We start from the raw sequence: 24704 nt of genomic DNA on the forward strand, positions 1-24704 counted from the left end.
AGAGGTATTTATTTACCGCCACCCAGCGCCGTGAACGTCTTCGTGCCGATGGCGTACCGTCGCCAGTCCTTGAAGTCGAAGTGCCACCATTCCTCGGCATAGACCTCGAAGCCCTGGGCGGTCATGGCCTCGCGCAGCACCGCCCGTAACGCCCGCTGCTTCGTCGTACCGCCCACGAAGTCGGCGTGGGCGCGACCGGGAGAACTCGTCGTAGCGGCTGGGCATCTCGACCACCCGGCCCGTCTTCAGGTCGTACAGCGTCAGGTCTACGGCGCAGCCGCGGTTGTGGCGCGAACCCTTGGCCGGGTTGGCGACGAACATCCGGGCGTCCGGCGGCGTGGCCTCCCAGAACATCCAGGTGACGAACCAGGGCCGGTAGGCGTCGTGGATCAGCAGGCCATAACCCTGAGCGGCCAGCGCCGCCTGCGCCTGCTTCAGCGCCTCCGCCGCCGGCCGCTGCAGATAGGCGCCCGCGCGCTCGTAGAGCGGGATGCCCATGAAGTTGTTGGAGCCCGCGTAGCGGATGTCGAGCTTGATCCGGGGATCGACCGTGGTCAGATCGACGAGGTCGGCGGGCAGAAAGTCGCCCGTCTCGACCGGGGGCGTCGCGGCCAGGGCCTGGCGACGCAGCGCCTCGGGATCGGCCCGGACACCTGCGTGGATCGCCGCCTCCGTCTCGGCTCCGAAGTCGTGGAAGGCCAGCCGCGTCCCGTTCAGCTGGACGGCGCCGGGCTCGAGAACCAACTCGCCCCCGCCGGCGATCGCGTAGCGGCCGCGCCCTGTCGCCGTCAGCCGCGCCGAGGCGTGGCCCGCCCCGTCGATGTGCAGCGCGCCGTCCTTCTCGAACACCGTCACCGGCGCGGCCTTGTCGCCGTACTGGCCGATCGCCGCCCATTCCGCGCGGGTCTGGGCGAAAGCGGTGGGCGCGGCGAAGCCGGCGGCGCCGAACGCCAGGAAGGATCGTCGTACCAGACCGTTCATCGCCACCGCCCCTCGCCTGGACCTACTTCATCGTCGGAATGACGAAGCTGCTGTCCGCCATGTCGCCCTCGGGCCAGCGGGCGGTCACCGTCTTGACCTTGGTGTAGAACTTCACGCCCTCGACGCCGTGCTGGTTGGTGTCGCCGAAGGCCGAGCGCTTCCAGCCGCCGAAGGTGTGATAGGCCACCGGCACCGGGATCGGCACGTTGATGCCGACCATGCCGACATTGACGTTCGCGGCGAACTCGCGCGCGGCGCGGCCGTTGCGGGTGAAGATCGCGACGCCGTTGCCGTACTGGTGCTCGGACGGCAGGGCCATGGCCTCCTCGACGCTCTCGGCGCGGACCATCTGCAGCACCGGACCGAAGATCTCCTCGTGGTAGGTCTTCATGCCCTTCTTGACGCCGTCGAACAGCGACGGGCCGATGAAGAAGCCCTTCTCGAAGCCCTGCAGCTGGAAGTCGCGGCCGTCGACCACCAGCTCGGCGCCCTCCTCCTGGCCGATGCGGATGTAGTCGGCGATCTTGGCGCGGTGCTGGGCGCTGACCACCGGGCCATAGTGGGCGTCGGGGTCGGTGGAGACGCCGACCTTCAGCGTCCCGATCTCGGCGACCATCCGCTCGCGCAGCTCATCGCCGGTCTTCTTGCCGACGGGCACCACCACCGGCAGGGCCATGCAGCGTTCGCCCGCCGAGCCGAAGGCCGCGCCCGACAGGTCCTTGACCACCTGGTCGAGGTCGGCGTCGGGCAGGACGATCCCGTGGTTCTTGGCGCCGCCCATGGCCTGGACGCGTTTCCCGTGCGCCGTTCCGGTCTGGTAGACGTAAGAGGCGATGTCCGAGCTGCCGACGAAGCTGACCGCGCGGATCAGCGGATGGGTCAGGATGGCGTCGACGGCGCTCTTGTCGCCATGGACCACGTTCAGCACCCCGGCGGGGGCGCCCGCCTCCATCATCAGCTCGGCCAGCTTCACCGGCACGGTCGGATCCTTCTCCGACGGCTTGAGGATGAAGCTGTTGCCCACGGCGATCGAGATGCCGAACATCCACATCGGGATCATGGCCGGGAAGTTGAACGGGGTAATGCCCGCGCAGACGCCCAGCGGCTGGCGCATCGAATAGACGTCGATGCCCGGACCCGCGCCCTCGGTGTACTCGCCCTTGAGAATGTGGGGGATGCCGCAGGCGAACTCGATGACCTCGAGGCCGCGCTGGATGTCGCCCTTGCTATCGGCGATGACCTTGCCGTGCTCGGACGACAGGATCTCCGCGAGCGTGTTCATGTCGCGCTCGATCAGGCGCTTGAACTCGAACATCACCCGGGCGCGGCGCTGGGGATTGGTCTGGGCCCAGCCGACCTGGGCCTTGGTGGCGACCTGGACGGCGGCGTCGAGCTCGGCGTCGGTCGCGAACTGGACGCGCGCCTGGACCTCGCCGGTGTTGGGATTGAAGACGTCGCCGTAGCGGCCGGACGAACCGACCAGGGCTTGGCCGTTCACGAAATGGGCGATGTCTCGCATGATGCGCTCCCTAACGCTTGTTTTGCGCGTCAATAGCATCCCCGGCTTGCACCGTACCGCGCGAAATTATGCCGCCCTACTCCGCATCGACGTGGACCCGCCGGAAGCGGCCCTGCAGATAGACTAGCGGCTCGTGGTCGGGGTCATAGCGAAGCTTCACGACGCGCCCGACATAGACCCGGTGATCGCCGGCGTCGAAGCTGTGATGCGTCTCGCACTCGAAGTTGGCCATGCAGCCCGGCAGGATCGGCACGCCCGTGCGCCAGGACTCGGTCTCGACGCCGGTGAAGCGGTCGATGTCCTTCTGCACGAACTGGCGGGCCAGCTCCTGGTGCTCGGCGTGCAGGACGTTGACGGCGAAGCGGCCGGCCGCGTCCAGGGCCGGCAGGCTGGAGGATTTCAGGTCCACGCAGATCAGCGCCAGCGGCGGGTCCAGCGACACCGAGGTGAAGGAGTTCGCCGTCAGCCCCACGCGTCGGCCGTCTTCGGCGAGCGTGGTGACGACCGTCACGCCGGTCGTGAAGCATCCGAATGCGTTGCGCAGGGCGCGGGCGTCATGGACGCCGCCTTCTCCCAGCTCGATCGTAACCGCCCTACTCATCGCCCTAGCAGTGGGGCAAAGCGGCGGCGGGGGCAAGCCGGGGCGCGCCGGGGATCAAGCGAACGTCGCCTTGAGGATCTTTTCCAGCCAGACTTGGTCGGTCTCGTCGAACGCGGCGGGCTTGTCGGAGTCGACGTCGAACACGGCGATCAGTCGGCCCTCGGGATCGAACACCGGCACCACGACCTCGCTTTGCGAACGGCTGTCGCAGGCGATATGGCCCGGGAAGGCGTGGACGTCGGGCACCAGTTGGGTCTGTCCGGTCTCGGCGGCCGCACCGCAGACGCCGCGCCCGAACGCGATGCGCAGGCAGCCCAGCGTGCCCTGATAGGGCCCGACCACCAGCTCGCGCGGCTTGGCCGGATCGACGACGTAGAAGCCGGTCCAGAAATAGTGGTCGAAGCTGCTCGCCAGCATCGACGCCACCGTCGCCATGCGGGCGGTCAGGTTGCTCTCGCCGTCCAGCACGGACGCGATCTCGTCGGCGACCTCGGCATAGCGGGTCGCCTTGTCGGCGGAGAGGGTGATGTCGTTGAACGCTTCGGCCATGCCGGGGATATAGCGCGGCCGGCGCGGGATGCGAGGGGGAAGTCGCTTGGCGGCGCGGCGAAAGCGATCCTACGCCGGCGGTCCCGCCGTCAGCAGCCAGCCGACGATCATGCGCTCGAAATCGACATAGGGAATGTTCGCGGGGTCGAACTCGAGGTCGGCGGCGAGCGCTGGCAGGTCGGCCATGAAGGACTGGAAGAGCCGCGCGACGCGATCGGCGCTCGGCAGCTGGCGCCGCGAGACGTTGGCCAGCCAGTCGCGCGTCTTCCGTAGGGCCACGGTGGCGTCGCCGCCGTGGCCGTGGATGTCCATGCCGGCGAGATCGGAAATGAACCGCTGATAGCGATAGCGCTCGACGTCGAGGATCAGGAGGCGTTTCGCGCTCTGAGCCTTGCCGCCAAAGCGCTTGGCCCCCAGGAAAATCCCCAGCTCCAAGGGCATGTTGAAGCGCGGGAGCTGGTTGGCCGCGTCGAGTTCCGTCCGCGATAGGTCGTGGATTCCGTATCGGCACTCGCCGATCAATCCGTAGAGCTTGTCGATGCGTGTCTGGCCGCCATCGTCGAGCTCCATCGCCGATCGAGGACGGAAGCCGCAGGCATAGATGGCGAAGATCAGCGCCCTGAAGGTCGGGCCGTAAGCGCTGTCGAACGGACAGTTGATGAACACGTCATCCGCCGATGTCCCCGCCTTGGCAGCCAAGGGCTATTTCTTCTTGCTCTGGACGTCCCTGGCGACGCGGCTGACTTCGCGGATCGTGATCGAGCTGCCCTTCGACGCCGGGCTCAGAACGAAACGCCCGGTCGCGGCGCTACGGCCAGCCACGTGGCTGCCGGACTTGCCCGTCTTGGGGGACGCTGAGTTGGTCGAGGTCGCCATGCGAAGACTGTGCGTGTTCGCCCCTTAAAGCGCAAGGGACAAAGCGCGAACACCTAGAACTCTTCCCACTCCCCAGGCCGGGAGCTCGGCGCCACCTTCAGGGCGTTCGCGCCCTGGACATAGCGCTGGCGGAAGCTCTCGCGGGTCGGCGCGGCGACGGTGGGGCGTTGCGGCGGCGCGGCCGGGCGGCGTTCGACGCGGGCGGGCATCTCGTGCACCTCGGCGCCGACCTGATAGCGGCCGACCAGGCGCTCCAGCTCGGCGGCCTCGTCGGCCAGGGCGCGGCTGGCGGCGCTGGACTGCTGGACCATGGCCGCGTTCTGCTGGATCACCTGGTCCATCTGGTTCACCGCATGGTTCACCTCGGCCAGGCCCGTGGCCTGCTCCTTGGACGAGGCGGCGATGTCGCCCACCAGCTCGTTGATCTCGGCCACCTGCACCAGGATCTCGCGCAGGGTGTCGCCGGTCTCGCCGACCAGCTTGACGCCCTTGCCGACCTGGTCGCTCGAAGCGGTGATCAAGCCTTTGATCTCCTTGGCCGCGTCGGCCGAACGCTGGGCCAGGGCCCGAACTTCCTGAGCGACGACCGCGAAACCACGACCAGCGTCGCCCGCGCGGGCGGCCTCGACCCCGGCGTTCAGAGCCAACAGGTTGGTCTGGAAGGCGATTTCGTCGATGACGCCGATGATCTGGGTGATCGACTGGGAGGACTTCTCGATGCCGCCCATGGCCTCGACGGCCTCGTTGACCACCGCGCCGCTGCGCTCGGCCGCGGCCTTGGCGGTGATGGTCACCTGCCGCGCCCGCTCGGCGCCCTCGGCGCTGCGCTTGACGGTGGCGGTGAGCTGGTCGAGCGACGCGGCGGTCTGGGCCAGGCCCGAGGCCTGCCGCTCGGTGCGTTGGGCGAGATCTTCGGCCGCCTCGCCCATCTCGACGCAGCCGCCCCGGATGTTGCGGGCCGCGCCCAGGATGCCGGCCAGGGTGGCCTGCAGGGTCTCGACCGCGGCGTTGAAGTCGCGCGGCATCTGGACGGCGTCACCCTGGAAGGCGTCCTCGCGCATCCGCCAGATCAGGTCGCCCTCGGCCAGGCGCTCCAGCCCCTCGCCCAGCGCGTCTTCGGCCCGGGCTTGCGCGGCGGCTTGGGCGGCGGCCTCCTGCGCCTGGCGATGGTGCTCGGCCTCGGCGGCGGCCCACTGGGCCTCGCGCTCGGCCTTCTGGCGCTCGCCGTCGGCCAGGGTGTTGCGGAAGCCGTCGAGGGCGCGCGCGACCACGCCGATCTCGTCGTTGTGCTCCGTCCCGTAGACCGCCTGGTCGTAGCGGCCGGCGCTCAGGGCGTCGACCGAGCGCGACAGGCCGCCCAGCGGCTTCTTGACCACCGCCTTGGCGGTCAGGGCCAGGGCGATCAGGACGGCGACCGTGAAGACGCCACCGGCCGCCAGCAGAGTCAGCGCCACGCCGGGGCTCCCCCCCGCCTGCAGCGACACGCCTCCGGCCGCCGCGATCAGCAGGACCCCCATCGTCAGGCCGGTGGTGAGGATCAGCTTCCGGGCGATGGTCGATCGACGGGACATGAACGAGGTCTCCGGCCAAAACTATGGCTGTTAACCTTGTCTTTGACGATCGATTCCTGAATCGCCCGTTAACCACGTTTGAAGGGCGCGAAATTCTGGCGATCCGCCCCCCGAAATGAGCCTCAGCGCGCGAAACGCGCTTTCACAGGCGCGTAGCTGTCCCACACCTGGCCATCGCTGACCGAGCGCAGCAGCTTGACGTATTCGGCGTGGCTCCAGGCCAGCGGCGTCGCCGAATCCGTCCCCTCGCCGCGCGCATAGCCGTGCGGGCTTTCCGCCCCGACGCCGTCCCAGACCTGCTCGGGGATCAGGAGACCGTCGTTGGCGAACAGCTCCATGGCGCGAACATAGGTGTCGCGGATCGTCTTCACCGCCGCCGCGTCCGGCTTGCCCGAGAGTCCCGCCAGCGCCAGCTCATAGTGCCCGCGCTCGCCGGTGAAGATCGGCCACACCCGGCCGCGCTGGCCGGGACGCATCTGACCGCCTTCGCCATAGTTGGCGCCGGTCTTCACGTCCTCGCCATAGCCGTCGACGCCATAGCGCCGCCAGCCGGGGAAGCTTCCGGTCTCGCCCGGGAAGGTGAAGTCGTAGCGGACACGATAGAGATCCTGCATCGCCTGGTCGTCGATCTTGGGCAGGCTGGCGACGATGGCCGGATCGTCGGCGCGGCGCACGCCGTAGCGGACCAGCTCCAGGAAGCCGGCGTCCAGCATCTTGTCTTCGGGGACCGCCGCCTGGCCGTTGCGCTCCTCGACCGGGCTCTTGTTGTTCGGGTCCTGGTCGCTGTTGAGCCGCAGATAGTAGTGGCCGTCGCCGAACGCGCCCTGGGTCGTGACCATGCGGGCCTCGACCTTGGCGGAATAGTCATCGGCGGTCTGGCGATACAGCGTGGCGGAGGCCTGGTCGCCCGCCGCCTCGGCGATGTCGCCGGCCACCACCAGGCCCGCGATCACGGCGGCGGTCGTCGAGGGCGAGTAGCCGCCCTGCTCTTCCCAGCGCTCCTGCTGAGTGAACGGCGGGGTGATGGTGGCGCTGTTCCAGCCCAGGCCCACCTTGCCGCCCTTCACCAGGAAGTCGGCGGCGGGTTTCAGCATCCGTCCGTAATAGGCCTTCAGTTCGGCCTCGGGCAGCCAGCCCAGTTTCCACAGCTTCCAGCCCAGCATGATCGGCATGGCGGTCTGGTCGAGCTGAACGCCGACCCATTCGGGCGTGCCGTCGACATGCGACTTCTGCAGGAACCAGCCGCCGGCCCCCGTATTGCCTGGGGTCTTGGGTCCGACCTGCACCGTCGGCAGGTAGTGGAAGGCCGCCAGCGGCGTCTGCTGGTCGCCCAGCGCCGCCAGGGCCATGGCGCACTGGTAGAAGTCGCGCGGCCAGACGGCCTTGTAGCCCGTCGAGGACTGGGTGGCGTCGACCGTGTCGCCCCAAGGGTTCGACAGCGAGGCGATCAGGGCGCCGGCATGGGTGCGGTCCTCCTGCACCTTCAGCATCAGGGCCGAGGCCTGGACCAGCTTGCCACCGTCCTCGGACGCCTCGCGCAGGCGGTGCAGCTCGGACAGCGAGGCCAGATAGTCCTCCCAGCCGACGCGCTCACCCTCGCCGTTGAAGCGGGCCAGCACCTCGGCATAGCCGGTCTTCAGCGTCGCCGAGGCCGAGGCGTCGGCGGTCTTGGCGTCGGGACCGAAGCCCAAGGCGAAGTCGAAGGTCGCTTCCTGGGCGACGGTCGGCAGCGTGACGGTCAGGACGATCGCGCCCTTAGCGGAGGTGGTCGTCGCCTTCAGCCCCGTCAAGGCGTCGCCGTCGTGGAGCACGCTGGCCGAGGCCTTGGCGAAGGGCTTGGCGCCCTTGAGGCTGAGGTGGGCCTTGCCCTCGAAGGCCGTCAGGGCCGTGGTCGAGGCCGCGCCCGCGTCGCCGCCGCCGGTGTTGGCCATGTGCGGCTCCAGCACCACGGTCGGGGTCACGGGGCCCTTCAGAGCCTTGACGGTCACCCGCACGAACAGGCTGTCGCGGTCGGGATCGGTGAAGATCCGCTTCTCGATGACGAAGCGACCCTGCTTGTCGGTCGTGGTGATCTTGTAGGCCGGCGACAACGGGCGGCCGGCGGCGTCGACGTGCAGGTATTCGGTCTTGGCCGTGGTGTCCGCGCCCTCGACCGCCAGGCCGGTCGGCGTCTGGACGGCGATGCGCATCTGCTTGATCTGGGCCTCGTGGATCAGGCCGTACATGGTCTCGGTCAGCACGCCGTCGGCGATCGAGAACCAGACCTTGGACACCGCGCCAGTCGGGCCGCCGGGCTTGTAGGCGCCGTCGACATAGGCCTCGTAGGACGCCCCGACGCCGGTCTTGGCGGCGTAGGCCCAGGTCGTGGCCGGCGCGGCGGCGTGGGCGGCGTGGGCGAGCGCGGAGGCGGCCGAGGCCAGGGCGATCAGTTTCAGGCGGCGCATGGCGAGGACCTCGTCAGGCTGAAGGGAAAACAGGGGATCAGGCGGGCTTGGCGTCGCGAACCGCGAAGGTCCCCAGGGCTGCGATGACCAGGGAGGCCGCGCCCAGGACGAGCGCGTAGATGGCCTGGCTGCCGAAGAAGGTCTTCAGCAGCAGGCCCAGCACCGTCGCCGCCAGGAGCTGCGGGATGACGATGAAGAAATTGAAGACGCCCATGTAGACGCCCATCTTCCGGGCCGGCAGCGCGCCCGCCAGGATCGAGTACGGGGCCGACAGGATCGAGCTCCAGGCGAACCCGACGCCGATCATGCCCACCCACAGCAGGCCCGGCTGGCGGATCAGCAGAAAGGACAGCAAGCCCAGCGCGCCCAGCGTCAGGCAGACGGCGTGGCTGACCTTGCGGCTGGTGACCTTGACCATCACCGGGATCAGCAGGGCCGCCAGGGCCGCGACGCCGTTATAGACGGCGAACAGCACACCCACCCAGTCGGCGCCTTCGTTGTAGGCCTTGGAGGCGGCGTCCGTCGCGCCGAAGTGGACCGCCGCCACGGCGGGCGTCGTGTAGATCCACATGGCGAACAGGCCAAACCACGAGAAGAACTGCACCACCGCCAGCTGACGCATGGTGACGGGCATGCGGAAGACGTCCTCCAGCACCTCGGAGAAACCATTGTCGGTGCGGCCCAGGCGCTTGAACCGCGCGCCGGCCACGCCCGCGACGCCGAACGCCAGCAGCAGCCCCGCCAGGACGTAGAGCTCCTTTTCCAGCCGCGCCCCCCAGACGATCGCGGCCAGGGCCAGGCCGGCCAGCACGCCGCCGACGCCCAGGGCGATATAGGCGTTGATCGAAGGCGCGGGCTCCTGGCGCGGACCAAAGCGACGCTCCTCCACGTCGAATGCCTGCAGTTGCTCGGGCGGATATTCGCGGGTGGTGAAGACGGTCCACATCACCGCCGCCAGCAGTCCCGCGCCGCCGACGTAGAAGGCGATGCGGACCGCGTCGGGGATCTCGCCCGGCGGAGCCGTGTTGGCGACGTGGAGCCAGTTGGTCAGCATCCACGGCAGGGCCGAGGCCAGCACCGCGCCCAGGCCGATGAAAAAGCTCTGCATGGCGTAGCCGGTGGCGCGCTGCTCGTCGGGCAGGTTGTCGCCGACGAAGGCCCGGAACGGCTCCATGGTGACATTGATCGAGGCGTCCATGATCCACAGCGCCGCCGCCGCGACCCACAGGGTCGGCGAATTCGGCATGACCAGCAGGGCCGCCGTGGTCAGGATCGCGCCCCAGAAGAAATAGGGCCGCCGACGGCCCAGTCGCCCCCAGGTCTTGTCGCTGAGATGGCCGATGATCGGCTGGACCAGAAGGCCCGTGGCCGGCGCGGCGATCCACAGGATCGCCAGGTGGTTCACGTCGACACCCAGGGTCTGGAAGATGCGGCTGGTGTTGGCGTTCTGCAGGCCGAAACCGATCTGGATTCCGAAGAACCCAAAGCACATGTTCCAGATCTGCAGGAAAGTCAGCCTCTGCCTGGCCATCCGTCTCCGCCCCGCCGCGACCGGTTAGCCCGGTCCGTTTTCGCAATATTTTGCACAAGTTGCGCAAGGCGTATTTGCACATGCCCCGCCGTTTCGCGCAACGGAAAAGGCTGCAAAATATGGAGATGTTGCGCACGATCGTGCTGAAGCACTCTCGAGACGCCAGATATACGCGCCCCCCTGGCGACATTGTTTGCGGTATTTTTCACAAACTGCCGATGCGGCTAGCCGCCCGCTGGACGGTTGCAAATCTCGCCGAACCGGGCCTTATGGCCAATGAAAAACTTTGCAGAAATGTTTGCAGCAAAGCGTTGGGGACGGGCGTAGGTGAGCAGAGGCGCGACACGACTTGAGGACCTGGCCAAGCTGGCCGGGGTTTCGATCTCCACAGCCTCGCGGGCGCTGAACGACAGCCCGGCGGTGAACCAGCGCACTAAGCAGCTGATCTGGAAGCTGGCGCGCGAGATGGACTATCCGTTCCGCCGCTACATGCCCGCCGGCCCGATCGGCGCCGAGGCCACGATCGCCCTCGTGACCCCCCGCCCGCAAGGCCGCGACAGCGGCATGTCCGACCCGTTCTTCCTGGAACTGCTGGCCGGGGTCGGCGAGGCGGCCAAGGAGCGCGGCTGCGACGTCATCCTCAGCCACATCGCTCCGGCTAATTTCGAGGATCTCGCCGCGGCGATGAACACCAGCCGGGCCGAGGGGGTGATCTTCCTGGGCCAGAGCTCGCTGCACGCGGCCTTCAACCGTCTGGCCGAGACCGAAACCCGCTTCGTGGTCTGGGGCGCCCAGTTCCCGGACCAGGCCTATTGCTCGGTCGGCTCAGACAACATCCAGGGCGGCCGCCGCGCCACGCTGCATCTGGCGCGCCTGGGCCGCAAGCGCATCGTCTTCCTGGGGGACACCGAGGCGCCCGAGGCCATGCACCGCCACCGCGGCTATCTGGAAGCCCTGGAGCAGGCCAAGCTGGGCGTCGATCCGGACCTGATCGTCCCCGCCCACTTCGAGGTCGAGTCGGCCGAGGCCGCCGTCGACAGCCTGATCCATCACGGCATCCAGTTCGACGGCGTGGTCGCCGCTTCGGATCTGATCGCCCTGGGCGCCATCCGCGCGCTGAAGCACGCGGGCCTGTCCGTGCCCGGCGACGTCTCGGTGATGGGCTTCGACAACGTGCCCTTCAGCCGCTACGCCAGCCCCGCCCTCTCGACCATCGCTCAGGACACGGCCAAGGCCGGCCGGCTGATGGTATCCAAGCTGCTCGACAGCGGCGAGCGCGCCAGCCGATCGGAGCGGGTGCCGACCGACCTGATCATCCGGGAAAGCTGCGGGGGCTAGCCCCGCCGCGCGATCAGTCCCGCGCAGGGCGGCATCTCGCCCTCGGCGCCGAGGTTGACGCCGTCGATCAGCGTCCAGCCATCCGGCGGCGACCAACCCACCGCCTCGTGACCCAGGTTGAAGGCCAGCAGCAGCGCGTCCGCCCCCTCCCCGCGCTGGAAGATCAGCAGCGGGCTGTTGGTGTCGACGAAGGTGATGGCGCCGGTGCGCAGCGCCGGATGAGCGCGACGCAGGGCGATCAGGCGGCGCGCGACGTGCAGGGTCGAGTTCGGATCGGCCTCCTGGGCGTCCACGGCCAGCGACATGTGCTCGGGATCGACCGGCAGCCAGGGCTCGACCGCCGAGAAGCCGGCGTTCAGCGCATGAGCCTGCCAGGGCATGGGGGTGCGAGCCCCATCGCGACCCAGGGTCTGGGGCCAGTTGGCGATGGCTTCCGGGTCCTGCAGCCGCTCGAACGGAACATTCGCCTGGGGCAAGCCCAGCTCCTCGCCCTGATAGACAAAGACATTGCCGCGCAGCCCCATCAGCAGCAGCAGGCACATCTCGGCGAAGGCCTTGCGGTCACGGCCCTCGGCCCAGCGCGACACCGCGCGCGGCGCGTCGTGGTTGGAGAAGGTCCAGGACGGCCAGCCTTCCCCATCCTCGCCCGGCCACATGGCCGCGCCCTGGGGGATCATGTCGCCGGACAGCTTGTCGGCGTAGAGATAGAGGAAGCCGTAGGCGCTGTTCAGCCGATCGTTTCCGGCCGTGAACAGCTTCATCTCGCGATCGGCGTGGTCGCCGCCGACCTCGGCCACCGAGAACCGCCCGCCCGCCGCGTCGGTCAGGGCCCGGATGCGCGACAGGAACTTCGGGATGTCGGCGTGGCTCTGGTTGTGGATCTTGTCCTGGAAGTCGAACGGCCGCGTGCGCTTGCCGCCCGGCGGCAGGGGCGGATTGTCGGTCAGCGCCGGGTCGTGCATCGAGAAGTTGATGGCGTCGAAACGGAAGCCGTCCACGCCCTTGTCGATCCAGAACTGGGTGACGGCCAGCAGGGCGTCCTGGACCGCGGGATTGTGCAGGTTCAGCTGCGGCTGCGAGGCCAGGAAGTTGTGCATGTAGTACTGGCCGCGGCGCGCGTCCCAGGTCCAGGCGGGGCCGCCGAACACCGACTGCCAGTTGCTGGGCGGGCTGCCGTCGGGCTTGGCGTCGGCCCAGACGAACCAGTCGGCCTTGGCGTTGGTCCGGTCCTGGCGGCTCTCGGCGAACCAGGGATGCTCCTCGGACGTGTGCGAGAAGACCAGATCGATGATGATCTTCAGGTCCAGCGCGTGAGCCTTGGCGACCAGGGCGTCGAAGTCGGCCAGGGACCCAAAGATCGGATCGACGTCGCGATAGTCCGAGACGTCGTAGCCGAAGTCCTTCATCGGCGACTTGAAGAACGGCGACAGCCAAACGCCCTCGACGCCCAGCGAGGCGATGTGCTCGAGCCGGGCGGTGATCCCCGGCAGGTCGCCGACGCCGTCGCCGTTCGAGTCGGCGAAGCTGCGCGGATAGACCTGGTAGATCACCGCGCCGCGCCACCACTCGCTCATCAACGTCTCCGCACGGGGCTTGGCTAGAACTTCAACGGTCACGGTCGTCCCTCGGAAACGCATAGCATGTAGTCGAGCGGCGCAAGCTCGACGGAATAGCCGTCTGGCGCGGCGGCGCTGGACTGGCAGGCGCCGCGCAGGGCGCGCCACGACGCCGAACGGGCCTCGACCGGCACGTTGGCCTTGATCGGCTCGTCGCTCGTGTTGAAGACAGCCAGAACCTCGGTCCCGGCCAGCAGCCGCGAGAACGCGAAGAGGCCCGGCTGCTGGTCGGCGACGCGCGTCACCTGGCGGCCGTCTCGCAAGGCCGGCGTCGCGGCCCGGATCCGCGCCAGCTCGGCGATCTGTCGGTAGAGCGCGCTGTCGGGATCGAACGCCGACCGGGCGCCCTTGGCCGACACCCCGATCAGGCGGTTGTCGTTGTAGCTGGCGACCCGGCTCGGGAACATGTCCTCGCGGGAGTCGGCGTAGTCGCCGTCGCCGGTGAAGCCCTGCTCGTCGCCATAGTAGATCGTCGGGACGCCGCGCGCGGTCAGCAGGACGGCGTTGGCCAGGGTCACGCGAGCCAGCAGTTCGTCATCGCGGATCCCGGGCCGCGCCTTCTGAACGAACCAGCCGATGCGGCCCATGTCGTGGTTACCCAGGAAGGTCGGCAACTGGCGCGCGGTCGCCTCGCCGCCTTCGTAGACGGGATCCCCGGCGAAGACCCGCGCCAGCCGCTCCGGCCCGGCCTTGCCGGTGACGACGTTGGTCACCGCCGCCTGGAAGGCGAAGTCCAGCACCGCCGGCAGCTTGTCGACCCGCGTATGGCTGGCCAGGATCGCCACGTCGGGATCGAAGACCTCGCCGAAGATGTGGAAGTTCGGAATCCCCTTGGCCTTGGCGCGCGCAAGCATGGCGGGCACGAAGGCTCGCCAGAATTCCGGGTTCACGTGGCGGGCGGTGTCGATGCGGAAGCCGTCGATCCCGAAGTCGTCGATCCACCGGCCGTAGACCTCGATGAAGCCCGCCACGACGCGCGGGTTCTCGGTGAAGACATCGTCCAGCGTGGCGAAATCGCCCAGCAGCGAGCTCTCGCCGGCGAACGTGCTCTCGCCACGGTTATGGTAGTAGATCGGGTCGTTCAGCCAGGCGGGCGCCTTGGCGGCCTCCTGCCCCGCGGGAACGAAGGGCGTATAGGCCCAGTCCGGCCGCTCCAGCTTGCCGAAGTCCTCGCCATCGAAGCCCTCGTTGATCGTCGGCCCCGCCACGCCGCCCTTGCGCGCGTAGGGATAGTCGGCGACGCCGCGATAGGCGCAATGCCCCTCGGGGCACTCGCGGTACTGGATGACGTCGGCCGTGTGGTTCACGACGATGTCCATATAGACCTTCAGGCCCCGCGCGTGGGCGGCGTCGACCAGGGCCTTGAAGTCGGCCTTGGTCCCGAAATGCGGATCGACGTCGGTGAAGTCGGTGATCCAGTAGCCGTGATGCGCCGCCGACTCGCGGCCGGGCGCGCCCTGCACCGCCTTGTTCTTGAAGATCGGCGCCAGCCAGATCGCCGTCGCGCCCAGGCCCTGGATGTAGTCCAGCCGCCGGGTCACGCCCTTCAGGTCTCCGCCGTGATAGAAGCCGGCGCGCGTCGGATCAAAGCCATCGACCAGAGGCCCCCGATCCGGCCCGCCGTGGTCATTCCCCCGGTCGCCGTTTTCGAAGCGGTCGGGCAGCAGAAAGTAGATCACCTCGTCCTGCGGCTTGCGCTGGGGATAGGACGATGGGGCCGCGATCGCCGCCGCGGCCAGCGCGCTTGAGCCCAGCACGGCCAGCAGCGTTCGTCGCCAAGGCGTCATGACCGACATCGCTCCCCTCCCCGCGCCCGTTCAGCATCGGGCCGCCGTTGCAATTCTTTGCAAGAATTTGCAGAGCTGACGACGCCCTGTCAATCCCGCTTGCCGGCGCCATTTGCAGCGATTTTCGCCTCAACATGTGGCTGATGAGTGGGACAAAGAAGCCACATTAGGCCCACGGCTGACGCTTTCCAGCGCCCCGCGAGTGCGAATTTGCACTTTTTTGGGTTGATTACATCCGATTAATTTGCAGTAATTTTCACCAACGGCCCGCCGCACCATCCAAAGCGCAGAGCCGGACAGGGAGGGTGAGACTCATGAGCACTGCAATTTCGCGCCGCCGCGCCTGGTTGATGACCGGCGGAGCCACGGGCTTGGCGCTGACCTTCGCGCTGGCCGGTTCGGCCCAGGCGCAGACCGCCGCCCCCGCGCCCCAAGACAACGCCCAGGTCGAGGAAGTCGTCGTCACCGGCATCCGTCGCGGCATCGAGGGCGCCATCTCGCTGAAGAAGGGCTCGACCTCGATCGTCGAAGCCGTGTCGGCCGAGGACATCGGCAAGCTGCCCGACATGTCGATCGCCGAGTCGATCGCGCGTCTTCCCGGGTTGACCGCACAGCGCCTGGACGGCCGCGGGCAGGTCATCTCGATCCGGGGCCTGGCGCCCGACTTCACCACCGCCCTGCTGAACGGCCGCGAACAGGTCTCGACCGGCGACAACCGCGGCGTCGAGTTTGACCAGTATCCGTCGGAACTGCTGAGCGCCGTCGTGGTCTACAAGACCCCGGACGCCGGCCTGATCGGCCAGGGCCTGGCCGGCACCGCCGACATGCGCACCGTCCGCCCGCTGGCCTTCGGCAAGCGCGCCCTGGCCGTCGGCGCCCGCTACGAGTGGAACGACATTGGCGCCCTGAACGCCGGCACCAAGTCGCACGGCAACCGCTTCAGCGTCTCGTACATCGACCAGTTCATGGACGGTAAGCTGGGCCTGGCGCTGGGCTACGCCCACATGGAGTCGCCCTACCAGGCCGAGCGCTGGAACTCGTGGGGCTATCCCACCGATGCGTCGGGCAGCCTCGTCATCGGCGGCGCCAAGCCGTACGTCCAGTCCAGCATGCTCAAGCGCGACGGCTTCATCGGCGTGGTCGAGTTCGCGCCGACCGACCGTTTCACCTCGTCGCTGGACGTCTTCTATTCGGAGTTCAACAACCACCAGATCCAGCGCGGCGTCGAACTGCCGCTGGTCTGGGGCGGCGTGCCGCTGACCAATTCCAAGGTCTCGAACGGCATGGTCGTCGGCGGCGCCTTCAACGGCGTCAAGGGCGTGGTCCGCAACGACGGCAACGACCGCGACGCGACCATCAAGTCGCTGGGCTGGAACAACAAGTGGGAGCTGGGCGAGGCCTGGACCCTGAGCACCGACCTGTCCTGGTCCAAGGTCGAGCGCACCGACCAGATCGTCGAGTCCTACTCGGGGACCGGCCGCAGCGGCGTCGGCGCCACCGACAACATGACCTTCACCATCGACGGCGACGGCAAGGCCATCTTCACCTCGACGCTGAACTACGCCGACGCCAACCTGATCAAGCTGACCAGCCCGCAAGGCTGGGGCGGCGACATCATCACCGGCGGCCAGGACGGCTATCTGAACCAGCCGATGATCGAGGACGAGCTGAAGACCGGCCGCTTCTCGATCATCCGCGATCTGGACGACGGTCTCTCCAGCTTCGAGCTGGGCGCCAGCTACAACGAGCGCACCAAGGGCCTGGTCAATGACGAGTGGTTCCTGCGCGCCAAGGGCTCGCCGGCCAGCGTCGCCATCCCCTCCTCGGCCATCGTCGGAACCACCTCGCTGGGCTTCATCGGCCTGGGAAATGTGATCAGCTACGACCCGTTCGCCCTGATCCGCTCGGGCGCCTACGACCTGGTCCGCAACCCGAACGCCGACGTGCTGGTCAAGAGCTGGGACGTCGAGGAGAAGGTCGCGATCGGCTATGTGAAGGCCAATCTCGACGCCGACCTCGGCGGCGTGCCGGTCACCGGCAATTTCGGCTTCCAGATCGTCCACACCGACCAGAGCTCCACCGCCCTGGGCGCCAGCGGCACCGGCAGCGGCGTCACCCGCGCCAACCTGTCGGGCGGCAAGAAGTACGTCGACTTCCTGCCCAGCGTGAACCTGCGCTTCCAGTTCTCGGGCGAACAGAGCCTGCGCTTCGCGGTCGCCCGCACCCTGGCTCGTCCGCGCATGGACCAGATGCGCGCCAGCAAGACCTTCAGCTACGACCAGGCCAAGGCCGGCAACAGCAACATCAACTTCTCGCCCTGGAGCGGCAGCGGCGGCAATCCGGAGCTCGAGCCCTGGCGCGCCGACTCCTATGACGTCTCGTACGAGAAGTACTTCGGCCGTCAGGCCTATGTGTCGCTGGCCGCCTTCTACAAGGACCTGAAGACCTACGTTTACGACCAGAGCGTCGTCTTCGACTTCACCGGCTTCCCGATCGGCGGCGGGCCGGAGCCGGCCACGCGCCTGGGCCTCGTCACCACGCCGCAGAACGGCAAGGGCGGCGCGGTCAAGGGCGTCGAGTTCGCGGCCTCCGTACCGGGCGGACTGCTGACCCCGATCCTGGACGGCTTTGGGGCCACCTTCAGCGCCTCCTACACCGACAGCTCGATCCAGCCGAACCCCGGCGACGACACCCAGCCGATCCCGGGCCTGTCCAAGACCGTCGCCAACCTGACGGTCTATTACGAGAAGAACGGCTTCTCGTTCCGGGTCAGCGACCGCTACCGCTCCAAGTTCCTGGGCGAGGTGTCCGGCTTCGGCAACGGCCGCAACTACCGGATGGTCAAGGCCGAGTCCGTCATCGACAGCCAGATCGGCTACACCTTCAACGAAGGGCCGATGCAGGGCCTCTCGGTGCTGGCCCAGGTCAACAACCTGACCGACGAGCCGTTCACCACCTATCAGAACAACGACCCGCGCCAGGTGATCGACTACCAGCGCTACGGCCGCACCTACCTGATCGGCCTGTCCTACAAGTTCTAGACTCCTCCTTCCCCCGAGAGCCTGTCCGTTTCTGATGGCGACATCAGAAACGGATCAACAGGCTCTCTCACTTGGAGCGTTTGGAGCATGGCGGGCGGCCAAACCGCTCACACTTTCGCCTGCCATGCTCCAGGCGCTTGAGCCCTCGCCGGTCCTGCCCGGCGAGGGTTTTCTTTTTCTGGCGGCTCACAACTTCTCCGCCCGCTCGGCCGCCCGCCGCTTCACGGCGCTGAACACCAGGGGCAGCAGCTCCCAGCTGAACGCGCCGACCGCGAAGCCGAACAGATAGGGCTCGCGCACGGCCGGCCACGGGATGACCGGCAGGGCCGCCTTGACGATGAAAGCCGCGACGATGACGGCCGCGCCGGTGGCGCAGGCCAGGCGGATCGTCAGGTCGCGCAGGTTCGCGCGCTCGGCCACGCTCAGCGCGCCGATCTGCACCAGGCCGTAGACGGCCACGCCGCCCAACGCGCCCACGATCGCGCGCAGGCGATCGGGATCGATGTCCATCGAGGCCTCCTCCAGCCCGGGATCTTGGGGTGATGGCTCAAGGACTGTTCCGATCTTCGCGCCGCGGCCGCGGCTGCGCTCGGAACGTCCTCGCCGTTAACGACTCTGCCTATCGGCGAGGCCGGAGTCGACTCGCTTCGCCGCCCCCTGCGTCCGCTTTTGACGCCAAATCGGCAAAGGATGTTCGCATCCCCAAATTAGAACAAAATAAGAACAAACGCGAAGCAACGCCACGCTCTTTACGCGAGAAGTCGCGCAATATACAACTATCGAGAGTTTAAAGGGCTATTGCCCCCGTAGCGTCCACCCGCGTCCCCATCCCGCCTCCGGAGGAAAGACGATGAGCAAGTGGCATCCCGTGGTCGAGAAGCTGGTCAAGCTGATCAAGGACAAGGGCTGGGAGGCGCGCTTCGAAAAGGCCGTCGCCGAGGCCCGGGCGTGGAACATCCCCGAGCTGGCGGATCTGAAGGATCTGAACAGCTACCTCGTCTACATCAACGACTTCCTGACCTGGATTCCCAGCGAGAACGAGCCGGGCAAGGAGGTCTACAACAAGCTCTGCAAGTTCTACTTCGTGCTGGACCAGAAGGCGGTGATCGACCTGCAGAACAAGGTCGTCCCGCAGGACAAAGCCCCGCCCCTGACGCCCCTGTCGGCCTGGCTGGTCGAGTACGCCGACGCCCTGGGCGCCTTCCTCGACACGCCGGAGTCGCTGACGCCCAAGTCGCTGGAGAGCTTCCGCAAGTCGCCCAGCTACAATCTCGGCGACTACATCGAACCGCACGGCGGCTGGAAGACCTTCAACCAGTTCTTCGCCCGCAACTTCAAGCCGGGCTACCGGCCGGTGGCGGCGATCGCCGACCAGCGGGTCATCGTCTCGCCCGCCGACTCCACCTTCGCCGGCCAGTGGGAGATCCGCACCGACAGCCACGTGACGGTCAAGACCCTGCACTGGAAGATCGAGGAGTTGATGGAGGGCAGCCCCTACAAGGACCGCTTCAAGAACGGCCTGTTCATGCACGCCTTCCTGGGCCCCAACGACTATCACCGCCAGCACGCCCCGGTCGGCGGCACGGTGCTGGAGTCGCGGGTCATCCCCGGCCAGGTCTATCTGCAGGTGGTGGCCGAGAAGGTCGCGGGCGACGAGAACGGGGTCCACAGGCTCAAGCCCCTGCGCGCCTTCGACGCCCCGGACGACGCCGGATACCAATTCGCCCAGGCCCGCGGCCTGATCGTGCTGGACACCCCGATCGGTCTCGTGGCGGTGCTGCCGATCGGCATGTGCCAGGTCTCGTCGGTGATCGTCACCGCCGAGGTCGGCGTCACCGTCCGCAAGGGCGAGGAGCTGTCCTACTTCCAGTTCGGCGGCTCGGACATCATTGTGCTGTTCGAAGCCAAGTCGAACGTCAGCTTCACCGCCCAGCCGGGGGTGCACTACAAGGTCGGCACGAAGATCGCGGACGCTTATCCGGTGGTGTGAGGGGCTGCCGGGAGGCGGTGGTAGGCCCGGAGGGACTCGAACCCCCAACCAGACCGTTATGAGCGGTCGGCTCTAACCATTGAGCTACAGGCCCGCGCGGAGTCGCGCCGAGGCGCACGCGAGCCGGCGGATTAGCACGGGCCGAACGCGGCTTAAAGGTCCGGTTCAGGTTGGGGCTGTCATCAGGGAACCATAGCTGTCTGGCCACGCTTCGCCTGCGCCGGACAGATCTGGAGAAAAACGATGACCAACACCGCTCGCCGCCCCGCCCAAAGCCCCGTTAGGCTGATGGCCGCCTTCGCCGCTCCCGTCCTGCTGGGCGGCGCCCTGCTGATGGGCGCGGCCGCCCCGGCCCTGGCGCAGACCAGCGCCGACACGGCGTTCAAGGCCACCACCTTCAACCTGTCGGCCTTTGGCGAGACCCGCGTGGCGCCCGACATGGCGACCATCACCCTGGGCGTGCAGACCGAAGGCGCCACCGCCGGCGAGGCCCTGAAGGCCAACGGGACGCGGATGAACCTGGCCATGGCCGCGCTGAAGAAGGCCGGGATCGCCGAGCGCGACATCCAGACCTCGAACCTGAACCTGAACGCCCAGTACGCCTACGAGCAGAACCAGCCGCCGAAGCTGACCGGCTACCAGGCCTCGAACCAGGTGACGATCACGGTGCGCGACCTGGCCAAGCTGGGCGCGACGGTGGACGCCGCCGTCGGCGCCGGCGCCAACACCGTCAACGGCATCAGCTTTGGCCTGACGAACCCGCAAGCGGCCGAGGACGCCGCGCGGCTGGAGGCGGTGAAGGCGCTGCAGGCCAAGGCCGAGCTCTATGGCCGCGCCACCGGCTACAAGGCCGTGCGCCTGGTCAATCTGAGCGAAGGCGGCGGCTACACGCCCCCCTCCCCGCCGATGCCGGTGTTCGCCATGGCCAAGCGCGAGATGGCCGACTCGACCAGCATCTCGGCCGGCGAGCTGAAGGTGCGGGTGGATGTCAGCGCCGTGTACGAGGCGGCGCGATAAGGAACGGCGAGGCCGCCGCCCCTTGCGGGGCGGCGGTTAAAACCCGGCCTTCTCGAAGGCGCGCTCGGCGCGTTCCTTGATCTCCAGGCCCGGCAGGGCGCGCTCGCCCTCCATGACCGCCACGTAGGTCAGGTCGCGCTGGGGCTTGCCCTCGCCGGTCGGCACGGGTCCGACGGCCCAGCCGACGGTGTTGGCGCCGGTCGTCGGGCAGCTGGTGAAGCGGGCCGGCTTGCCCAGGCCCGCCTTGAGCACCTCGGCCGCCGTGGTCGTCTCGCCGCCCTGGCAGGTCGGCAGGTTGCGCGAGCAGGTGATGTAGCCGCCGCCGCGCCAGACGGTCCGCCCTTGCGCGTCGGCCACGATCACGCAGGTCGACGGCGAGCCGATCGACTTGCCGATCGCCTGGGTCAGGGCGGCTTCGTTGATGTCGGCGGGCAGCTTGGCCGAGCAGGCCGAAAGGCCCGCGGCGGCGATCACGACCAGGGCCAGGCGACGCGCCACGCGTCAGGCCGCCTTCTTGATCAGGTTGCCCTCGTCCAGCAGCACGACGGTGGGCGCGTAGTTGCGCGCCTCCTCGGCCGGCATCTGGCAGTAGGTCACGACGATGACGAGGTCGTTCTTCTGCACCAGGCGCGCGGCCGCGCCGTTGACGCCGATGACCTTCGAGCCGCGCGGGGCCTCGATGGCGTAGGTGGTGAAGCGCGCGCCATTGGTGATGTTCAGCACGTCGACCTGCTCGTTGGGCAGGATGCCCGAGGCGTCCAGCAGGTCGCGGTCGATGGCGATCGAACCCTCGTAGTCGAGGTCCGCCTGGGTCACCGTGGCGCGGTGCAGCTTGGCCTTGAGCATGGTCAGAAGCATGGCGGGGAAGGCTATCCCTTTGACTAGAATGAGATAATTAGGGCCGCCACACACAAGGCCCAGCGATCAGCTCCCGCCATATAGCCACGAAGCCCGCGCCGTTCAATCACGGCGCAAGGTGACGTAGGGGCAGGCCCGGGCGGTCTACAGCTTGTAGCCGCCGGCGTGGATCTTGGCGAAGACGGCCTTGGTGATCTTCACATAGCCCTTGCTCGGATCGCGGAAGTACAGCGGATCCTTGGTCCGCGTCGGGTCGAAGCCGTCGCCGACCAGATCAACCTTGCGGTACTTGAAGGTGCCGGTCGTCTCGATCGCCTGCTGCAGCCGCAGGAAGATCGGCCGCGCATAGCTGGGCAGGTGCTCGTCGACATATTTGGCGAAGGCGGCGAGGTCGAACTCCGGATCGGCGACCAGGGCCGCCATGCCGGCCTTGCCATCCAGGTCGCCGACCGGCACGCCGTAGACATTGACTTCCAGCACGTGCTCGACGGCGGCCAGGCGCTCGGCCACTTCGCTGGTCGCGACGTTCTCGCCCTTCCAGCGGAAGGTGTCGCCGATCCGGTCGACGAAATAGATGTAGCCGTCGCCGTCCACCCGCATCAGGTCGCCGGTGCGGAACCACGAGTCGCCCTTCTGGAAGACGTCGTGCAGCACCTTCTTCTCGGTGGCGGCCTTGTCGGCGTAGCCGACGTAGTTGGAGCGGGCGTCGCCCCCGATATGGCCGATGCACTCGCCGACCTCGCCGGGCGCGCACTCGATGCAGCAGCCGTCGGGGCCGCGCACCGGCGTCTCGGTCTCGACGTCGAACTTGACGACGCGGATGTTGAACTTGCCGCGCAGATAGCCCGGCACCCGGCCGATCGCGCCGCGCTTGCCGTCGAAATTGAACAGCGAGACGTTGCCTTCGGTGGCGCCGTAGAACTCGAGCACCTCGCCGACCTTGAAGCGGTCCAGCATGTCGTTCCAGACGTCGGGACGCAGGCCGTTGCCGAAGATCAGACGAATCTTGTGCGCCCGCTCCAGCTCGTGCTCGGGCTGGTTGGCCAGATAGCGGCACAGCTCGCCGATATAGACGAACATGGTGCAGTTCTCGGCGACGATCTCGGGCCAGAAGTGCGTGGCCGAGAACTTCTTGCGCAGCACGATCGAACCGCCGTTCAACAGCCCCGCGCCCAGGGCGCAGAGGCCGCCGGTGGCGTGGTAGAGCGGCAGGGTCACATAGATGCGGTCGGTTTCCTTGGCGCCGGTCGAGCCGGCGAAGCCGCGCATGTAGAGCTGGGCGCGCATGTGGGTGATGCGCGCGGCCTTGGGCATGCCGGTGGTGCCACTGGTGAAGATGTAGAGCGCGGTGTCGCGGGCCGTCAGCCCTTCACGGGCGGTGACGCGGTCGGGACGCAGCTGGCTGCAGCTCTTCAGCGCCTTGACCAGGTCGCGCTGCTCGCCATGCACCGGCCCCAGCACCCACTGCTGCATGTGGCGGTCGAGCTGGCCTTTCACGTCCTCGAAGCAGGGCGAGGTCTCGGGATCGACGATGCAGTGCAGGGCCTGGGAGATGTTCAGGCAGTGCGCCAGGGCCGCGCCGGTCAGCTGGTTATTGATCAGGGCGGTGGCGACCCCGACCTTGGTCAGGCCGTACCAGACCGCGAAATATTCCAGGCGGTTGGGCATGAACAGCGCCACGGTCTGGCCGCGCGTCAGCCCTTGGCCCTTGGCCCAATGGGCGTAGCGATTGGCCATGCCGTCCAGCTCGGCATAGGTGACCGTCTTGCCCTCGAAGGTCATGGCCGGACGGTCGCGCCATTTGTCGACGGCCGCCTCGATATCGTCGCAGATCAGATTGGCGCTGTCGGGAGCAATGGATTTCACGCGCTTGAGCGTCCGGGTCAAACCCTTGAGGAACTTGATCTCGCGACGGATCTTCTGGCGCAAACGCATTCGGCTCTCCCTTCAAACAACCATTGGAGAGCGCCGCGCGAGCGGTCAAGCGGCCGTTCGCCGCATCGCAAACCTAACGCCGTTCAAGGAAAGATGCGGTTCACGAACGCAGGCGGAAACGCACTTCGTTGCGCCTCAAGTCTATGGAGACCTTGTCGAACGTGCGCAGCACGTCGGTCCCGATGACAATCGCGGGACGATCCTGAAGGCCCCAGTACTCGAAGGTGTGAATCGAGCCGATCACCAGCGGCAGGTTGCGAAGCGTCATCGGCCCCAACGTCAGCCGCGTCAGGACAGCCGATCGTCCGTTGAGCACCTGGCCGGTGACGCTGATCAGTTCCTTTGGCCCAGCCCCCCCGACGAGGGCCCCTCCCGCCCGCGCGGCGTCGAGCAAAGCGAGGTTGCCCGCCGTGGTGGTCGAGCCGCTGTCGATGAAGGCGATGACCCTTTCCCGGGGGATGAGCGCGTCGATCAGGATCAGGCCGCTGCGCACCAGCTTCGATTTGACGATCACCGTCGCCTCGTCGGGGACCGGCAGGGCCTCTCCAACGACCATCCGACGCCGACCGAAGTCCAGCAACAGGCTGGCTTGACCCAGCCATTCCAGGCCCAGAATGCCGTCCATCCGCAACTGCGCTCGGGGGAGCACGGCGACCGTCATGTTCTTGCGCTCGCGCTTGCCGACGGCGAGGCTGGCCACGCGCGCCATTGGCACGGGCTGCGCGCCGGCGATGCTGTGCAACCGCCCAAGCGCCCCCCGCTCAAGACCTAGCCGGTCGGCGATATCGCTGGTGATGACCGAGGTCGTGGCCCCCGTGTCGACCAGGAAGGCGAAAGGTCCCTGCCCGTTCACATAGGTGGCCACGGACAGGCGGCTGGCCGCGTCGACATAGCCCAACGGATCAGCCGTCTCGTCCGCGGGCGTCTGGGCGGCTCGGGCTGATCCGCCCGTCAACGCAGCGCCCGCCATGGACGTGATCAGCGCGCGGCGCGCCATCCGTCGTGAGACCATGGGCTTCCTCCCTTGGGAGGAGGCTACAGCCGCGCCCG

At 67.9% G+C, this 24704-nt stretch carries 16 protein-coding genes, 1 tRNA gene and 5 pseudogenes; 4 read left to right on the forward strand and 18 right to left on the reverse strand.

What is annotated here, in order from left to right:
- Positions 1 to 8 precede the first annotated feature (8 nt).
- The 9 genes and pseudogenes from CSEG_RS14685 to CSEG_RS14720 all read right to left on the reverse strand — a co-directional run bounded on the left by CSEG_RS14685 (position 9) and on the right by CSEG_RS14720 (position 10072).
- Positions 9 to 981: pseudogene (locus tag CSEG_RS14685) on the reverse strand (M15 family metallopeptidase).
- Positions 982 to 1003: 22 nt separating this feature from the next.
- The gene (locus CSEG_RS14690; protein WP_013080025.1) at positions 1004 to 2500 is read right to left on the reverse strand and encodes a CoA-acylating methylmalonate-semialdehyde dehydrogenase; all 1497 of its coding nucleotides are present in this window, start codon (positions 2498 to 2500) and stop codon (positions 1004 to 1006) included.
- Positions 2501 to 2576: 76 nt separating this feature from the next.
- The gene (locus CSEG_RS14695) at positions 2577 to 3101 is read right to left on the reverse strand and encodes a flavin reductase family protein (protein WP_013080026.1); all 525 of its coding nucleotides are present in this window, start codon (positions 3099 to 3101) and stop codon (positions 2577 to 2579) included.
- A 54-nt stretch (positions 3102 to 3155) separates the two neighbouring features.
- The gene (locus tag CSEG_RS14700; RefSeq protein WP_013080027.1) at positions 3156 to 3650 is read right to left on the reverse strand and encodes a GAF domain-containing protein; all 495 of its coding nucleotides are present in this window, start codon (positions 3648 to 3650) and stop codon (positions 3156 to 3158) included.
- 69 nt (positions 3651 to 3719) lie between these two features.
- A complete protein-coding gene (locus tag CSEG_RS14705; protein WP_106907206.1) occupies positions 3720 to 4349 on the reverse strand; it encodes a hypothetical protein in 630 nt (209 codons plus the stop codon).
- A 3-nt stretch (positions 4350 to 4352) separates the two neighbouring features.
- Positions 4353 to 4526, reverse strand: coding sequence for a hypothetical protein (locus CSEG_RS22630; protein WP_013080029.1), 174 nt, complete (start codon positions 4524 to 4526; stop codon positions 4353 to 4355).
- Positions 4527 to 4579: 53 nt separating this feature from the next.
- Positions 4580 to 5947 (reverse strand): annotated as a pseudogene (locus tag CSEG_RS14710) (methyl-accepting chemotaxis protein); the annotation flags it as partial.
- A 272-nt stretch (positions 5948 to 6219) separates the two neighbouring features.
- Positions 6220 to 8541, reverse strand: coding sequence for a glucan 1,4-alpha-glucosidase (locus tag CSEG_RS14715; RefSeq protein WP_013080031.1), 2322 nt, complete (start codon positions 8539 to 8541; stop codon positions 6220 to 6222).
- Positions 8542 to 8578: 37 nt separating this feature from the next.
- A complete protein-coding gene (locus CSEG_RS14720; protein WP_013080032.1) occupies positions 8579 to 10072 on the reverse strand; it encodes an MFS transporter in 1494 nt (497 codons plus the stop codon).
- Positions 10073 to 10315: 243 nt separating this feature from the next.
- On the opposite strand from CSEG_RS14720, the pseudogene CSEG_RS14725 reads away from it, so the two are divergent.
- Positions 10316 to 11410 (forward strand): annotated as a pseudogene (locus tag CSEG_RS14725) (LacI family DNA-binding transcriptional regulator).
- Here CSEG_RS14725 and CSEG_RS14730 read toward each other — a convergent pair.
- Both CSEG_RS14730 and CSEG_RS14735 read right to left on the reverse strand, forming a co-directional pair.
- On the reverse strand, positions 11407 to 13047 hold the full coding sequence (locus CSEG_RS14730; RefSeq protein WP_013080034.1) for an alpha-amylase family glycosyl hydrolase: 1641 nt from the start codon (positions 13045 to 13047) through the stop codon (positions 11407 to 11409). The pseudogene CSEG_RS14725 and the gene CSEG_RS14730 overlap by 4 nt on opposite strands.
- Positions 13023 to 14822 carry an alpha-amylase family glycosyl hydrolase gene (locus CSEG_RS14735; protein ID WP_013080035.1) on the reverse strand — a complete coding sequence of 600 codons (1800 nt, stop codon included), beginning with the start codon at positions 14820 to 14822 and terminating at the stop codon, positions 13023 to 13025. Before CSEG_RS14735 ends, CSEG_RS14730 begins: the two co-directional genes overlap by 25 nt.
- A gap of 305 nt (positions 14823 to 15127) precedes the next feature.
- On the opposite strand from CSEG_RS14735, the gene CSEG_RS14740 reads away from it, so the two are divergent.
- Complete coding sequence (locus CSEG_RS14740) at positions 15128 to 17854, forward strand: TonB-dependent receptor (RefSeq protein ID WP_013080036.1); 2727 nt, start codon at positions 15128 to 15130, stop codon at positions 17852 to 17854.
- A gap of 186 nt (positions 17855 to 18040) precedes the next feature.
- On the opposite strand, the pseudogene CSEG_RS23365 reads toward CSEG_RS14740, so the two are convergent.
- Both CSEG_RS23365 and CSEG_RS14745 read right to left on the reverse strand, forming a co-directional pair.
- Positions 18041 to 18136: pseudogene (locus CSEG_RS23365) on the reverse strand (hypothetical protein); the annotation flags it as partial.
- Positions 18134 to 18364, reverse strand: a pseudogene (locus CSEG_RS14745) (hypothetical protein); the annotation flags it as partial. The pseudogenes CSEG_RS23365 and CSEG_RS14745, both read right to left, overlap by 3 nt.
- Positions 18365 to 18704: 340 nt before the next feature.
- On the opposite strand from CSEG_RS14745, the gene CSEG_RS14750 reads away from it, so the two are divergent.
- Positions 18705 to 19844, forward strand: coding sequence for a phosphatidylserine decarboxylase (locus CSEG_RS14750; protein ID WP_013080038.1), 1140 nt, complete (start codon positions 18705 to 18707; stop codon positions 19842 to 19844).
- Between the two features lie 18 nt (positions 19845 to 19862).
- Here CSEG_RS14750 and CSEG_RS14755 read toward each other — a convergent pair.
- A tRNA-Ile gene (locus CSEG_RS14755) sits at positions 19863 to 19938 on the reverse strand.
- Between the two features lie 149 nt (positions 19939 to 20087).
- Between CSEG_RS14755 and CSEG_RS14760 the strand changes: the two genes are divergently transcribed.
- Positions 20088 to 20861, forward strand: coding sequence for an SIMPL domain-containing protein (locus CSEG_RS14760; RefSeq protein WP_013080039.1), 774 nt, complete (start codon positions 20088 to 20090; stop codon positions 20859 to 20861).
- Positions 20862 to 20897: 36 nt separating this feature from the next.
- Here the strand turns inward: CSEG_RS14760 and CSEG_RS14765 are convergent, their stop codons facing one another.
- From CSEG_RS14765 to CSEG_RS14780, 4 genes are all read right to left on the reverse strand, one after another.
- Positions 20898 to 21359 (reverse strand): hypothetical protein, encoded by a 462-nt coding sequence (locus CSEG_RS14765; protein ID WP_013080040.1) that lies wholly within the window; start codon positions 21357 to 21359, stop codon positions 20898 to 20900.
- Between the two features lie 3 nt (positions 21360 to 21362).
- The gene (gene panD / locus CSEG_RS14770; RefSeq protein ID WP_010920154.1) at positions 21363 to 21719 is read right to left on the reverse strand and encodes an aspartate 1-decarboxylase; all 357 of its coding nucleotides are present in this window, start codon (positions 21717 to 21719) and stop codon (positions 21363 to 21365) included.
- A gap of 144 nt (positions 21720 to 21863) precedes the next feature.
- Positions 21864 to 23654 carry a long-chain-acyl-CoA synthetase gene (locus CSEG_RS14775; RefSeq protein ID WP_013080041.1) on the reverse strand — a complete coding sequence of 597 codons (1791 nt, stop codon included), beginning with the start codon at positions 23652 to 23654 and terminating at the stop codon, positions 21864 to 21866.
- 100 nt (positions 23655 to 23754) lie between these two features.
- Entirely contained in the window at positions 23755 to 24666 is a 912-nt protein-coding gene (locus CSEG_RS14780; RefSeq protein ID WP_013080042.1) for a retropepsin-like aspartic protease, read from the reverse strand.
- Positions 24667 to 24704: the final 38 nt, after the last annotated feature.

This window comes from Caulobacter segnis ATCC 21756, assembly GCF_000092285.1.
Classification (GTDB): domain Bacteria; phylum Pseudomonadota; class Alphaproteobacteria; order Caulobacterales; family Caulobacteraceae; genus Caulobacter; species Caulobacter segnis.